We start from the raw sequence: 12,616 nt of genomic DNA on the forward strand, positions 1-12,616 counted from the left end.
CCCTGGTAGCTGCCCTGCCAGGTGGTCAGGTGGCCGCGATCCAGTTCCGCGATGCTGGTAGCCACGTTCTGCAGGAAGCGGCGGTCGTGGGTGATCAGCACTATCGCGCCGCGAAACTGCTGCAGCTGGGTTTCCAGCCACTGGATCGCGGGAATGTACAGGTGGTTGGTGGGCTCGTCCAGCAGCAGGATGTCGGGGTCCGCAACCAGCGCCTGGGCCAGTGCCACCCGCCGGCGCCAGCCACCGGAGAGCTCACCCATTTTCGCGTCCTGGGGCAGCTGCAGCTGGGTGATGGTAGTTTCGACCCGTTGCTGCAGGGTCCAGCCGTCAGCGGCCTCGAGTTGTTGCTGCACCTTTGCCAGGCGGTCGAAGTCGATGTCCGCATCCTGCAGCAGGTGGTGGTATTCCGCCAGCAGCTTGCCGGCCTCCGCCAGGCCCTCGGCGACCACGTCGTAGACGCTGCTGTCGTCGGCGTCGGGCAGGGTCTGCTGCAGGCGTGCAATACGCACACCCGGGCGCAGCCAGCGCTCACCCGCATCCGGCTGCTGTTCCCCGGCGAGGATTCGCAGCAGCGTGGTCTTGCCGGTGCCATTGCGGCCGAGCAGGCCCCAGCGCTCGCCGCGGCGGATGGTCAGGTCCACGTGGTCGAGCAGCACCTGGGTGCCGTAGTGCAGTTGCAGGGATTCTAGACGTAGCAGGGGCATGGCATGACTTCGTTGGCGGGAGGGTGGTCAGGTCGCGCATTGTAGCAAAGGGGAGGGGGGGCAGGTCTCCCATTGTGGTGGTCGAATTTCGCTAAATCTCCAGCTCCCGGGCGCTGGACGCTTGTTCCAGCTGCTCGCCGGCATAGTGATCGCGGAGAATACTGACCAGCGCGCTGGCGGGTCCTGACAAGGGGTAGCGGCGGCGGGTGACGATGCCTACCCGGCGCTCGATGACCGGTGCCAGCAGGGGGCGGGTGTGAACTCCCAGTTCACGCAATTGCTGCCTGCACAGGGTGGGCATCGCGCTGACCCCGAGGCCCGATGCCACCATGCGCCCGATGGTGACAAGATGGTTGGTTTCCACTTCAATCCGCAGGCTTATGCCGCTGGCCGCCAGCGACTGCTCCAGCAGTGAACGGATACTGGAGGGGTGCTGCAGGGCAATAAAGGGCTCCTCGCCGAGCGCGCTCCAGCGCAGTTGCCGGCGGCGCAGCAGTGGGTGACCGGCGGGCAGGGCCGCGACGAAACGGTCGCTGAACAGCGGCGTGAACTGAAGATCCTCCGCCATGCCGGGGTCGAAGGCAATCCCCGCCTCCACCCGCCCGCTGCGCACCATGGCGACCACATCTTCGGCGATGACATCGTGGACGGTGATGTTGATCTCCGGGTGCAACTGGCGAAAGCGCTGCAGCAGGTCCGGCAGCGTGGTGCTGGCGAAGGAGGGCATGGAGGCGATGGCAAGCCTGCCCCGGCGCAGGGCGAAGGTGTCGTGCAGATCCTCGAGGGCGGCACTCCAGTCCGCCAGCAGGCGCTGGGCCACAGGCAGAAACTGGCTGCCCTCGGGCGTCAGCGCCAGGGTGCGGGTGGTGCGGGCGAGCAGGCGGCCGCCCACGGCCTCCTCCAGATTGCGAATGGTCACGCTCAGGGCGGGCTGGGACAGGTTCAGCACGCCGCAGGCTTCGGCAAAGCTGCGGCTGCGCGCCACGGCGACAAAGGCCCGGAGTTGCTTGATGGTGATGTCCATAAAGGATCCCGCGATTATTGATAAACATAATAGAATAATTTGTAAAATAATTATATTTGTTAAATATAACGCTCTGTAGGAAGCTGGCGCTCGCATTGTCGGCCACACTGGCAGTGGGATGGGCAACGGCAGCTGACAAGAGAGGAATCACGATGGCCGGATTCGACAAGGTGGTGGGCAGTTACGCGGAGGCGCTGGCGGGCCTGGAGGACGGGATGACGGTTATTGCCGGCGGCTTCGGGCTCTGCGGCATCCCGGAAAACCTGATTGCCGAGATCAAGCGCAAGGGCACCCGCGACCTCACTTTCGTTTCCAACAACTGTGGCGTCGACGGCTTCGGGCTGGGTGTCCTGCTGGAGGACCGGCAGATTCGCAAGATGGTCTCGTCCTACGTGGGGGAGAACAAGCTGTTCATGGAGCAGCTGCTGGCGGGTGAGCTGGAAGTGGAGCTGACACCGCAGGGCACCCTGGCGGAAAAAATGCGTGCGGGAGGTGCCGGCATACCGGCATTCTTCACTGCCACCGGCTACGGTACCCCGGTGGGCGAAGGCAAGGAGGTACGCGAGTTCAACGGTCGCCACTATATCCTGGAGGAGTCCGTCGTCGGCGATTTCGCGATCGTCAAGGCCTGGAAGGGCGACCGCTACGGCAACCTGGTCTACCGTCACACGGCAATGAACTTCAACCCGGAAGCGGCTACTGCAGGCAAGATAACTGTCGCTGAAGTGGAGCAGCTGGTGGAGCCCGGTGAGCTGGAGCCCAGCCAGATCCATACCCCCGGGATCTATGTCAACCGCCTGATCCAGGGCAGCTTCGAGAAACGCATTGAACAGCGCACCGTGCGCGCAGGTTGAGGGAGCACAGCAGATGGCACTATCCCGCGAACAAATGGCGCAGCGCGTCGCCCGCGAGCTGCAGGACGGCTTTTACGTCAATCTCGGTATCGGTATTCCCACCCTGGTGGCGAACTACGTCCCGCCGGGTATCGAAGTGATGCTGCAGTCGGAAAATGGCCTGCTTGGGATGGGCCCGTTTCCCACCGAGGCGGAGCTGGATCCGGACATGATCAACGCCGGCAAGCAGACGGTCACGGCGATTAGCGGAGCCTCGATTTTCTCCTCCGCCGAGTCCTTTGCCATGATCCGCGGGGGGCACGTGGACCTGACGGTGCTGGGTGCGTTCGAGGTGGATGTGGCGGGCAATATCGCCTCCTACATGGTGCCCGGCAAGCTGGTCAAGGGCATGGGCGGTGCCATGGATCTCGTGGCTGGAGCCGACAATATCATTGTCACCATGACCCACGCCTCCAAGCACGGTGAGTCCAAGCTGCTGGAGCGCTGCACACTGCCGCTGACCGGCGTGGCCTGCATCAAGCGGGTGGTCACCGACCTCGCCTACCTGGAGGTTGCCGACGGCAGGTTCTGGCTGCGGGAGCGGGCGCCCGGGGTGAGCGTGGACGACATCGTACGCCTGACGGCGGGGGAGCTGGTGGTGCCCGAGACGGTGCCGGAAATGACCTTCTAGGTGCGGTTTGAGCAGGTTTGGGCCAGGTTCCGCCCGCTAACATCCGCCACCCGGCGCCCATTTCGGTTATCATTGCCGGCCTCTGGAGACTGCGGGCCGAGGCAACGCGATGGTGCTTTTTCGACAAGCTGACTACGACCGCCAGATCGCCGCCTGGCTGATTCTTTGCGCGGCGGTGATCTTCGGCATGATCCTGCTCGGCGGCGTCACCCGCCTGACCAATTCCGGGCTGTCGATAACCGAATGGCAGCCCATTATGGGCATAGTCCCGCCGCTGTCCGACGCGGCCTGGCAGGAGGCCCTGGACAAGTACCGGCAGTCCCCCGAGTACCTGCAGATAAATCGCGGCATGTCCATGGACGCGTTCAAGGTGATCTTCATGTACGAGTACCTGCACCGGGTGCTGGGTCGGTTGATCGGCGTGCTGTTCTTTTTCCCCATGCTCTACTTCGCCCTGCGCGGTCGGGTCCGGGCGGGAATGATGCCCAAGCTCTGGGGGCTGTTCATACTTGGCGGCTGCCAGGGTTTTCTCGGCTGGTTCATGGTGAAGAGCGGGCTGGTCGATGTGCCGCATGTGAGCCAGTACCGGCTGACGGCGCACCTGGGCCTGGCGGTCATTATTTATGCCTGCATGCTGTGGCTGATCCTCGACCTGCTCTCGGGGCGTCACCCGCGCGGCGCAGTGGCACATCCACTGGCCCCCTGGGGGCTGCTCCTGGTCGTGCTGGTGTTCCTGATGATTCTCTCGGGCGGACTGGTGGCGGGCACCAAGGCGGGTTTTGCCTACAGCACCTGGCCCCTGATGGGTACCAGTTTCATTCCGCCGGGGCTGTACTCGGGGGAGCCGGCCTGGCTGGACGCCTTCGAGGATATCACTGCGATCCAGTTCAACCACCGGATCTTCGCCTATGTTCTCTTTGCCCTGGTGCACATCTTTGCCTTTCGCCTCTGGCGCTCCGGCCTCGGGCAGCGTGCCCGGGTGGCGGCGGTGTTGCTGGTGCTGGCCCTGTGGGTCCAGGTCATGTTGGGAATCAGCACGCTGCTGCTGCACGTTCCGGTGAGCCTGGCGGCGGCGCACCAGGGCGGCGCGGTGCTGCTGCTGTCGGCGATGCTGTATGCGGCACACGTATTACAGAGGGGGGAAGCGCATGTATGAACGATTCCAGGAACACCTGGCGGGCCAGCTGGCGGAGATCGAATCCGCCGGGCTGTACAAACACGAACGCCTGATCACCACTCCCCAGGGCGCGCATGTGGGGGTGCGCGAAGGGGAAGTGCTGAACCTCTGCGCCAACAACTACCTGGGTCTGGCCCAGCATCCCCAGGTCAATGCCGCGGCGGCGCAGGGCCTGCATGACTGGGGCTACGGCATGGCATCGGTGCGCTTTATCTGCGGCACCCAGACCTTGCACAAGGAGCTGGAGTCCACGCTGTCCGCCTTCCTGGGCACCGAGGATACCATCCTCTACCCCTCCTGCTTCGATGCCAACGGCGGCCTGTTTGAAACCCTGCTGGGGGAGCAGGACGCGGTCATTTCGGATGAGCTCAACCACGCCAGCATCATCGACGGTATTCGCCTCTGCAAGGCAAAGCGCTTTCGCTATCGCAACAGTGACATGGCCGACCTCGAAGCCCAGCTGCAGGCAGCGGACGCCGCCGGGGCACGGTTCAAGCTGATCACCACCGACGGCGTGTTCTCGATGGACGGGTATATCGCCCGCCTGGACGAAATCTGCGCTCTGGCGCAGCGCTACGATGCGCTGGTGCACTTCGATGACTGTCACGCCACGGGGTTCGTGGGCAGCGGCGGCCGTGGCACGCATGAACTGCGCGGCTGCATGGACCGCGTCGACATCATCACCGGTACCCTGGGCAAGGCGCTCGGCGGTGCCAGCGGCGGCTACACCGCGGCACGACAGGAAATTGTCGACTTGCTGCGACAGCGTTCACGTCCCTACCTGTTCTCCAATACCGTGGCGCCGCCGGTGGTGGCGGGTGCGATCAAGGCCGTGGAGCTGGTGGGCGCCGAACCCGCTTTGCGCCAGCGACTGGCGCACAATACGGCGCGTTTCCGCTCAGGTCTGGAGGCGCAGGGCTTCGAGCTGCTGCCCGGTGAGCACCCGATTGTTCCGGTTATGCTGCACGATGCGGGACTCGCAGCGCGCTTCGCGGAAGCCATGCTGGCCCAGGGCGTCTATGTCGTGGCATTTTCCTTTCCGGTGGTGCCCAAGGGCAGGGCGCGAATCCGCACCCAGATGTCGGCGGCACTCAGCGATGCCGACATTGATTTTGCGCTGGAGGCCTTTGGGCGCGCCCGGGCTGAAGTGGGGCGCGCCTAGGGTCACCAGAATTTCGGCGCCTTGTCTTCTTCCCGGCGTCCAGCCTGGTCGCGGCGTTCCGGTTGCTTGATATCGAAACGCACCGCGCCGCGACGCTCCTCGTTTCGCCGGCGGTGGCCCCGGCGCCGCTCCGGCCCGGTGTAGTGTGTTTCACCCTTGCGGTCCTTGTACACGGGGGGCGACAGGTCCCGGGCTTCAAACGGGGAATGCTTATCAGACATGAAGATATCTCCTCTGCCGATTGGGGCGCTCAATACCAGTCTGGCTGATTTTCCAGGCTTTGCGTAGCCGTGGAGTGCTCCAACATAACATTTATTACGGCTTTGTGATGTGTGTCACTTGGTAAATACCCTCCGCAGGCTTATGCTCCTCCTACATTGAAAATCTACGATATTCAGTATCTTAGACAATATTTGTAAACATTCGCCCAAGATTGGGCCAGTAGGGGTAACTGCCTGAAATGACTGCCAGTTCCGAAGACACGCTGCTACAGAGCCTGCTGGCGCTGTGCCGTTATCACGGCAACGCATCCACCGGCGAGGCTCTGGTCGGGGGGCTGCCGCTGGAAAATGGATGCCTGACTCCGGCCCTGTTCGAGCGCGCCGCCAGCAGGGTTGGACTGGTCAGTCGCATTCTGCCGCGCAGCGCCCGCGACGTGGAGCCCGCGCTGCTGCCGGCGGTGGTGCTGCTGAAGAATGATCGCGCCTGCCTGCTGGTGGGCTGGAGCGAGGACGGCGCCACCGCCACCGTGATTTTCTCCAGCCTGAACGAGGCGGCGGTGGAGCTGCCCGCCGCAAAGCTGTTGAGTCAGGAGAGTGGCCAGGTCATCGTTTGTCGCCCCCGCTTCCGCTTCGACCAGCGCACTCCCCGCACCGGGAACACCGGTCGCGGTCACTGGTTCTGGGACGCTATACGCGCCAATATGCCGGTCTACCGGGACGTGCTGCTGGCGGCATTCTTTATCAATATCTTCGCTTTGGCACTGCCCCTGTTCACCATGAATGTCTACGACCGCGTGGTGCCGAATTACGCAGTGGAGACCCTGTGGATGCTGGCAGCGGGGGTGATCATCATCCTCGGCGCCGACATCGTCCTGCGTACCATGCGCGGATATTTTCTCGATCTTGCCAGCCGCCGGGTGGACATGCGCCTGTCGGGGCAGATCATGGAGAGGGTGCTGGGCTCGCGGCTGGAGCACCGCGCGCTGTCGGTGGGCTCCTACGCGGTCAATCTCCGTTCCTTTGAAACGGTGCGCGATTTCATCACCTCGGCCTCGATCACCACCCTGGTCGACGTGCCCTTTGCGGTTATCTTTATCGCGGTGATAGCCTGGATAGCCTGGCCGGTTCTGGTTCCCCTGCTGATCGGCCTGTTGCTGGTACTGGGATACGCGCTGGCTACCCAGGGCAAGCTGCGGGAACTTTCGGAAACCACCTACCGTGCCAGCGCCCAGCGCAACGCCACCCTGATCGAAAGCCTGGTCGGAATCGACACCATCAAAGCCATGGGTGCCGAGTCCCGGATGCAGCGCAAGTGGGAGGAGGCCACGGCGTTCCTCGCTCACGTCGGCGTGCAGCTGCGGCTGGTCTCCAACTCCACGATCAATGTGACCCAGTGGACCAACCAGATGGTCACCATGTTCGTGATTATCACCGGCGTTTACCTGATCACCGCGGGCGAGTTGAGCATGGGCGGCCTGATCGCCTGTACTATGCTCAGCGGCCGGGCCATGGCGCCTTTCGGGCAGGTGGCGGGGCTGATCACTTCCTGGCACAACGCCCGCATCTCCCTCTCCTCCCTGGAAGAGGTGATGGCCAAGCCCATGGAGCGTCCGGAGGGGGCTCAGTTCCTGTCCCGGGAAATCTTCCAGGGCGACATCGAGTTCCGTGGAGTTTCCTTCGCCTACCCCGGAGCAGAGATGAATTCCCTGAACAACGTGTCTTTCCGGATCAAGCCCGGGGAGCGGGTGGCCATCCTGGGGCGGGTCGGTTCGGGCAAGTCCACGCTGCAGAAGCTGGCCATGGGCCTGTACCAGCCGACCGCCGGCGCAATCATGATCGACGGTATCGATCTGCGCCAGCTCGATCCCAGTGAGCTGCGGTCCCGGGTCGGTTATGTGCCCCAGGACGTGACCCTGTTCTACGGCAGCCTGCGCGACAACATCGCCCTGTCCCACGCCAATGTCAGCGATGCGGCGCTGGTGCGGGCGGCGGAAATAGCCAATCTTTCCGATTACATCAACCGGCATCCCAAGGGCTTCGATATGCAGGTCAGCGAGCGCGGTGACTCGCTTTCGGGTGGCCAGCGCAAATGCGTGGCGCTGGCCCGGGCGGTGGTGCACGACCCGCCGATCCTGCTGATGGATGAACCCACCGGATCCATGGATCATTCCACGGAAGTCGCGGTCAAGCAGCAGCTCACGGACTATATTCAGGGCCGCACCTGGGTGGTGGTCACCCACCGCAATTCGCTGTTGGAGATGGTGGACCGGATCATCGTCATAGACAACGGCAGGCTGGTCGCCGACGGGCCGCGGGACAGCGTGATCCAGGCCCTCCAGCAGGGCAAGATAGGGGCTGCGAAATGAGTCGGGAAGCGCCGTCAACACCCCCCGAAGACCAGTCCCTGGAGGCCCCGCGCAAGCGTTATCTGGCGGACTTCATCTTTGCGCCCTGGCTCAAGGATGCCGCAGATGCCCCCCGCAGCTGGGAGCAGGACGCGCACCGCGCCTATATGGAGCAGCAGCCCCTGCGGGCCCGCGCACTGCTCTATATCGTAGCCGTGATAGTCGTCGCCCTGGTGGCCTGGGCCGCCTTCGCCGAGATCGATGAGGTCACCCGCGGTGAGGGCAAGGTCATTCCCTCGCGCCAGATCCAGGTGGTGCAGTCCCAGGATGGCGGCGTGGTCACCGAGATCAACGCCCGGGCCGGCGATATCGTCGAGGCGGGACAGCTGTTGGTGCGCCTTGACCAGACCCGATCCGAGTCCAACCTGCGGGAGAACCAGGCCGAGTTCCAGGCCCTGTCCGTGCGCACGGCGCGCTTGAGCGCCAACCTCGCGCGCACAGAATTTGTCGTTGCCGCCGAGTGGCGACAGCAGGTGCCGGAGATCGTGGTGCAGGAACAGGCTCTCTACGAGTCCAGCCGCGCCCAGCTCAACCTGCAGCGGCAGATTGCCGAGGAGCAGTTGGAGCAGCGTCAGCAGGAACTGGAGGAAGTAAATGCCCGCTCACGCCAGCTTTCCCGCTCCCTGGACCTGAGCCGGCAGGAGCTGGGCGTTACCCGGCCTATGGTGGCCTCCGGCGCGGTTTCCCAGGTGGAAATCCTGCGCCTGGAGCGCGAGGTGAACCAGCTCAGCGGCGAGTTCGAGCAGTCCCGGGCGCAGCTGAAACGCCTTGAGTCCGCTATCCAGGAGGCGCAGCGCCGCCTGAGCGAAGTGGAAGTCGAGTACGAAAACAAGGTCCGGGAGGAACTCACCGACACCATCGCCCGCATGAACGGCCTGCGGGAGGCGGGGTTGGGCCTGAGTGACCGGGTGCGACAGACCGAGGTGCGGTCACCGGTCAAGGGCACGATCAAGCGCCTCTATCACAACACCATCGGTGGCGTGGTCCTGCCGGGCAAGGAAATTGTCGAGGTTGTGCCGCTGGATGACACGCTTCTGGTGGAGGTGCGTATCAGGCCCAAGGATATTGCCTTCCTCATTCCCGGCCAGGAGGCACTGGTCAAACTGACTGCCTATGACTTTGTGGTCTACGGCGGGCTCGAGGGCGTGGTTGAGCAAATTGGTGCCGATACGATCATGGATGACGAGGGTAACCCCTACTACGAGGTGCACGTGCGCACCAGGGAGGCCGGATTTGGCGATGACATGCCGATCATGCCCGGGATGACGGTGCAGGTGGACATCCTGACCGGCAAAAAAACCATTCTTGCGTACCTGATGAAGCCGGTCCTCCGGGCCAAGCAGTACGCCATGACGGAGCGTTGATGAAGCACCTGTTTGCAAGCCGGGAGGGCGCGCTGCGGCGGCGCTGGAAAGTGGCGTTCCCGCAGGCGGCGGTGATTGCCCTGGCCCGGAGCGAGCAGTGTGTGCGTCAGTTGCCCGGGAACAGTCTGGTCTGGCTCGCGTGCCCGGATAGCCTCGACTCCCTGCGCGCTCCTCTGGCCGCGGCGCTGGCAGCCGGCAACCGGGTGGTGGTGATGTCCGGCACTCCGGCAGAGGCCGAGGCATTCCAGGCACTGAAAGCCGGCGCCTCGGCTTACTGCCACCTCGAAGCCGCCCCCGAGCAGCTGCGCGAGATCGCCCTGGTGGTGGGGCACGGGGGCCTGTGGATGCCGCCGGGCCTGGTGCAGCGCTTGCTGGCGCTGTCCCTGCGCACCGCCCCCGCGGAATCCGCCGCAGCGGTGCCGGACCTGGCGGCATTGACCGCGCGGGAGCGGGAGGTGGCGGCGCAGGTGGCGCAGGGTGCCAGCAACAGCGAGATTGCCGCCGCGCTGGGTATCACCGGCCGCACGGTCAAGGCGCACCTGTCGGCGGTCTTCGCCAAGCTCGGGGTGCGCGACCGGGTGCAACTGGCGCTGGCGATGCGAGCCGCCGGCGCGGGGCTGGAACCGTGAACCGGGGCCGCTCGTCGCCCTCGTCGACCGTTTATCGAGTCGGCTTTGCGGTGGCGCCCGGGGCCGGGTTAGTGTCGCTATCAGGTTTTAATGCGCGAGGTGCGTTTTGATTCGAAGTGGTGTCTGGAGGAGCAGCACCTGCCACGGGTTTACCCTGGTAGAGATGCTGGTGGTGCTGGCCGTGCTGGCTGTGACGCTGACTCTGGTTGCTCCCGGGTTCACTGATCTGATCCGGGACAACCGCATGATCAGCAGTGTCAACGGCCTGCGTGCGGCTCTGCATACGGCGCGCTCCGAGGCGATTGCGCGGCGTGCCCCGGTTCGGGTCTGCGCCACCAGCAATGGCACGGCCTGCGACGGTGCCGCCGATGCCTGGGCAGAGGGCTATATGGCCTTTGTCAACGCCGGGGGCGGCGGTGCCCCGGACGAGGCGGACGCTGATCAGGCGCCGTTGCTCTGGGAGCGCGGGGCAGTGACGGGGGTGATCGCAACCCACGGCGCAGGAGCGGTTGTGGACTTCGACGCCACGGGCGCGGCCCGCGGCACCGCCGGTACCATCACCTTCTGTGATGACCGCGGTGACCTCCGGGCCCGGGCCCTTGTGCTGCTGCCGATTGGCGCGGTCAATTCGGCCCAGGATACGGATGATGACGGTATCGTCAACGACAGGAATGGCAATGTCAGTTGTGACTAGAAGGATCGGCCTGCGCGGCCGCCAACGGGGTGTGACGCTGATCGAGGCGCTGGCGGCGTTTGTCATCCTCTCCATCGGCCTGCTGGGCATTGTCAGTCTGCAGGCGCTTTCCAAGAGCGCCCAGCACCAGGCTGTGCAGCGCAGCCGTGCGGTCACCCTGGGGAACGACTTGCTGGAGCGCATCCGGGTCAATCCCGCCGGTCTTGAGTTCTACGTTGTGGCGGACGATGCCCCCGTCGGTGGCGGCACCTTTGAAGAAGCCCCGGATACCGACTGCGCCGCCGCTGTCTGCACTCCCGAGGCCCTGGCGGCATACGATCTGTGGCGCTGGGAACAGACCCTCGATGGTGCCGCTGTCACCATCACTGAGGACGCCGTGACCGCCAATACGGCGGGCCTGATCGATCCGCGCGGCTGTACGGTGTTCGAGGCGGACCCGAACAAGGACCGCACCGGGACCATGAACGTCATTATCCAGTGGCGCGGTCTCAGCGAGAGCACCGATGCGGTCGCCGTGGGGGAAATTGCCTGCGGCGGTGCGGTGTCCGGCTCCGATCCCTTCCGGCGGCAGGTGATTGTCAGCAGCTATGTGATTGATGAGGACGAGATATGCAACGTCACCCCCTGCTGAAAACCCGCACTGGCGGGTTCTCGCTGATCGAGTTCATGGTGGCGATGGTGCTTGGCATTATTCTTATCGGTGGTGCCGTTTCCGTCTATCTGGCTTCCAAGCGTTCCTACACAGAGGTAGAGCAGGTCGCCGCGCTGTCCGAGAACGGTCGCTTCGCCCTGCAGATACTCAACGACTCGCTGCGCCATGCCGGTTTCTTTGGCGCGGCCAATCCCCGCGACGTCCGTCCCGATGGCGGACTGGCCGGGATCGTGAGTGACTGTACCGGTGATGCCGCCGCCCTCGACACGGGGCGGTTTCTGGTCGCCACCAGTGCCGACGTGGATGGCGATGCCTACGGCTGCGTAACCGATGCGCTGCCGAATACCGACGTGCTGGTAGTCAAGCAGGCCCTGCCCCGGCCCCTGCGCGACAGTGACCCGAATGACGCAACCGACATCCCCGACGGGGTTATCGATTTTCCCACGGCGCTGTCGGACCAGGACATCTATATCATCGCCAACAGCGAAGCGGGCTTGATCCTGGACGGCGCCGATACCCCGCCGGATGTGGCGCCCGGCGGCGAGTTCGCGCTGGCGGAGGCCTGGCCCTACCGCGTCTATGTCTATTACGTGCGGGACGCCGAGGTGCCGACCCTCAGTCGCCGTGAACTCACCTGGAACGGCGCTGCGCTGGCCATGGACGAGCCGCCCGAAGATCTGGTCGAGGGGGTTGAAAACTTTCGGGTCATGTTCGGGCTCGCCAATCCGGCCACGCGTGAAGTCAACCGCTGGGTCAATATGGGTGGCGTCGCGGACTGGGACCGGGTGGCGGCGGTGGAGGTATTCCTGCTGCTGCGAAGTGCGACCACCGATACCGACTATCGTGATGAAAAGGCTTACCAGCTTGGAGATCTCGTGATCACGCCCGCCACTGACGCAAACTATGATGAAACGACCCGCCGGGCCCGGCGCCTGCTGGTCCACAGCGCGATAAGCCTGCGCAATCCCAAACTGGTATTGCGGGGAGGGGCCTGATCATGCGCGCGGTCTCGGTACAACGGCAGCAGGGTATTGCCCTGGTGGTGTCACTGCTCTTCCTG

The 12,616-nt window shown here is 64.4% G+C and carries 13 protein-coding genes; 10 read left to right on the top strand and 3 right to left on the bottom strand.

Annotated elements, in window-relative coordinates; genetic code table 11:
* Both RJQ10_RS09115 and RJQ10_RS09120 read right to left on the bottom strand, forming a co-directional pair.
* Window positions 1-704, bottom strand: a 704-nt coding sequence (locus RJQ10_RS09115; protein WP_350145798.1) for an ABC-F family ATP-binding cassette domain-containing protein, incomplete at its 3' end; no start/stop codon positions are given.
* A gap of 91 nt (window positions 705-795) precedes the next feature.
* The gene (locus tag RJQ10_RS09120) at window positions 796-1,728 is read right to left on the bottom strand and encodes a LysR family transcriptional regulator (protein WP_350145800.1); all 933 of its coding nucleotides are present in this window, start codon (window positions 1,726-1,728) and stop codon (window positions 796-798) included.
* Window positions 1,729-1,880: 152 nt separating this feature from the next.
* Between RJQ10_RS09120 and RJQ10_RS09125 the strand changes: the two genes are divergently transcribed.
* From RJQ10_RS09125 to kbl, 4 genes are all read left to right on the top strand, one after another.
* Window positions 1,881-2,582, top strand: coding sequence for a CoA transferase subunit A (locus RJQ10_RS09125; RefSeq protein WP_350145802.1), 702 nt, complete (start codon window positions 1,881-1,883; stop codon window positions 2,580-2,582).
* Between the two features lie 13 nt (window positions 2,583-2,595).
* Complete coding sequence (locus RJQ10_RS09130) at window positions 2,596-3,252, top strand: CoA transferase subunit B (RefSeq protein ID WP_350145804.1); 657 nt, start codon at window positions 2,596-2,598, stop codon at window positions 3,250-3,252.
* 109 nt (window positions 3,253-3,361) lie between these two features.
* Complete coding sequence (locus tag RJQ10_RS09135) at window positions 3,362-4,408, top strand: COX15/CtaA family protein (protein ID WP_350145806.1); 1,047 nt, start codon at window positions 3,362-3,364, stop codon at window positions 4,406-4,408.
* Window positions 4,401-5,591: a glycine C-acetyltransferase gene (gene kbl / locus RJQ10_RS09140; RefSeq protein WP_350145808.1), complete on the top strand. Its 1,191-nt coding sequence runs from the start codon at window positions 4,401-4,403 to the stop codon at window positions 5,589-5,591. The genes RJQ10_RS09135 and kbl overlap by 8 nt, the downstream gene beginning before the upstream one ends.
* A gap of 2 nt (window positions 5,592-5,593) precedes the next feature.
* Here the strand turns inward: kbl and RJQ10_RS09145 are convergent, their stop codons facing one another.
* Window positions 5,594-5,812: a hypothetical protein gene (locus RJQ10_RS09145; RefSeq protein ID WP_350145810.1), complete on the bottom strand. Its 219-nt coding sequence runs from the start codon at window positions 5,810-5,812 to the stop codon at window positions 5,594-5,596.
* Window positions 5,813-6,051: 239 nt separating this feature from the next.
* Between RJQ10_RS09145 and RJQ10_RS09150 the strand changes: the two genes are divergently transcribed.
* The 6 genes from RJQ10_RS09150 (at window position 6,052) to RJQ10_RS09175 (ending at window position 12,551) form a co-directional block, all read left to right on the top strand.
* Window positions 6,052-8,178 (top strand): type I secretion system permease/ATPase, encoded by a 2,127-nt coding sequence (locus tag RJQ10_RS09150; protein WP_350145812.1) that lies wholly within the window; start codon window positions 6,052-6,054, stop codon window positions 8,176-8,178.
* Window positions 8,175-9,581, top strand: a complete 1,407-nt coding sequence (locus RJQ10_RS09155; protein WP_350145814.1) for an HlyD family type I secretion periplasmic adaptor subunit — start codon at window positions 8,175-8,177, stop codon at window positions 9,579-9,581. Before RJQ10_RS09150 ends, RJQ10_RS09155 begins: the two co-directional genes overlap by 4 nt.
* On the top strand, window positions 9,581-10,210 hold the full coding sequence (locus RJQ10_RS09160; RefSeq protein ID WP_350145816.1) for a response regulator transcription factor: 630 nt from the start codon (window positions 9,581-9,583) through the stop codon (window positions 10,208-10,210). The genes RJQ10_RS09155 and RJQ10_RS09160 overlap by 1 nt, the downstream gene beginning before the upstream one ends.
* 106 nt (window positions 10,211-10,316) lie before the next feature.
* Complete coding sequence (locus RJQ10_RS09165) at window positions 10,317-10,904, top strand: GspH/FimT family pseudopilin (protein ID WP_350145818.1); 588 nt, start codon at window positions 10,317-10,319, stop codon at window positions 10,902-10,904.
* Entirely contained in the window at window positions 10,888-11,535 is a 648-nt protein-coding gene (gene pilV / locus RJQ10_RS09170) for a type IV pilus modification protein PilV (RefSeq protein ID WP_350145820.1), read from the top strand. Before RJQ10_RS09165 ends, pilV begins: the two co-directional genes overlap by 17 nt.
* Window positions 11,514-12,551 carry a PilW family protein gene (locus RJQ10_RS09175; protein ID WP_350145822.1) on the top strand — a complete coding sequence of 346 codons (1,038 nt, stop codon included), beginning with the start codon at window positions 11,514-11,516 and terminating at the stop codon, window positions 12,549-12,551. The genes pilV and RJQ10_RS09175 overlap by 22 nt, the downstream gene beginning before the upstream one ends.
* The last annotated feature ends 65 nt before the right edge of the window (window positions 12,552-12,616 follow it).

This window comes from Haliea sp. (assembly GCF_040222615.1).
Classification (GTDB): domain Bacteria; phylum Pseudomonadota; class Gammaproteobacteria; order Pseudomonadales; family Halieaceae; genus Haliea.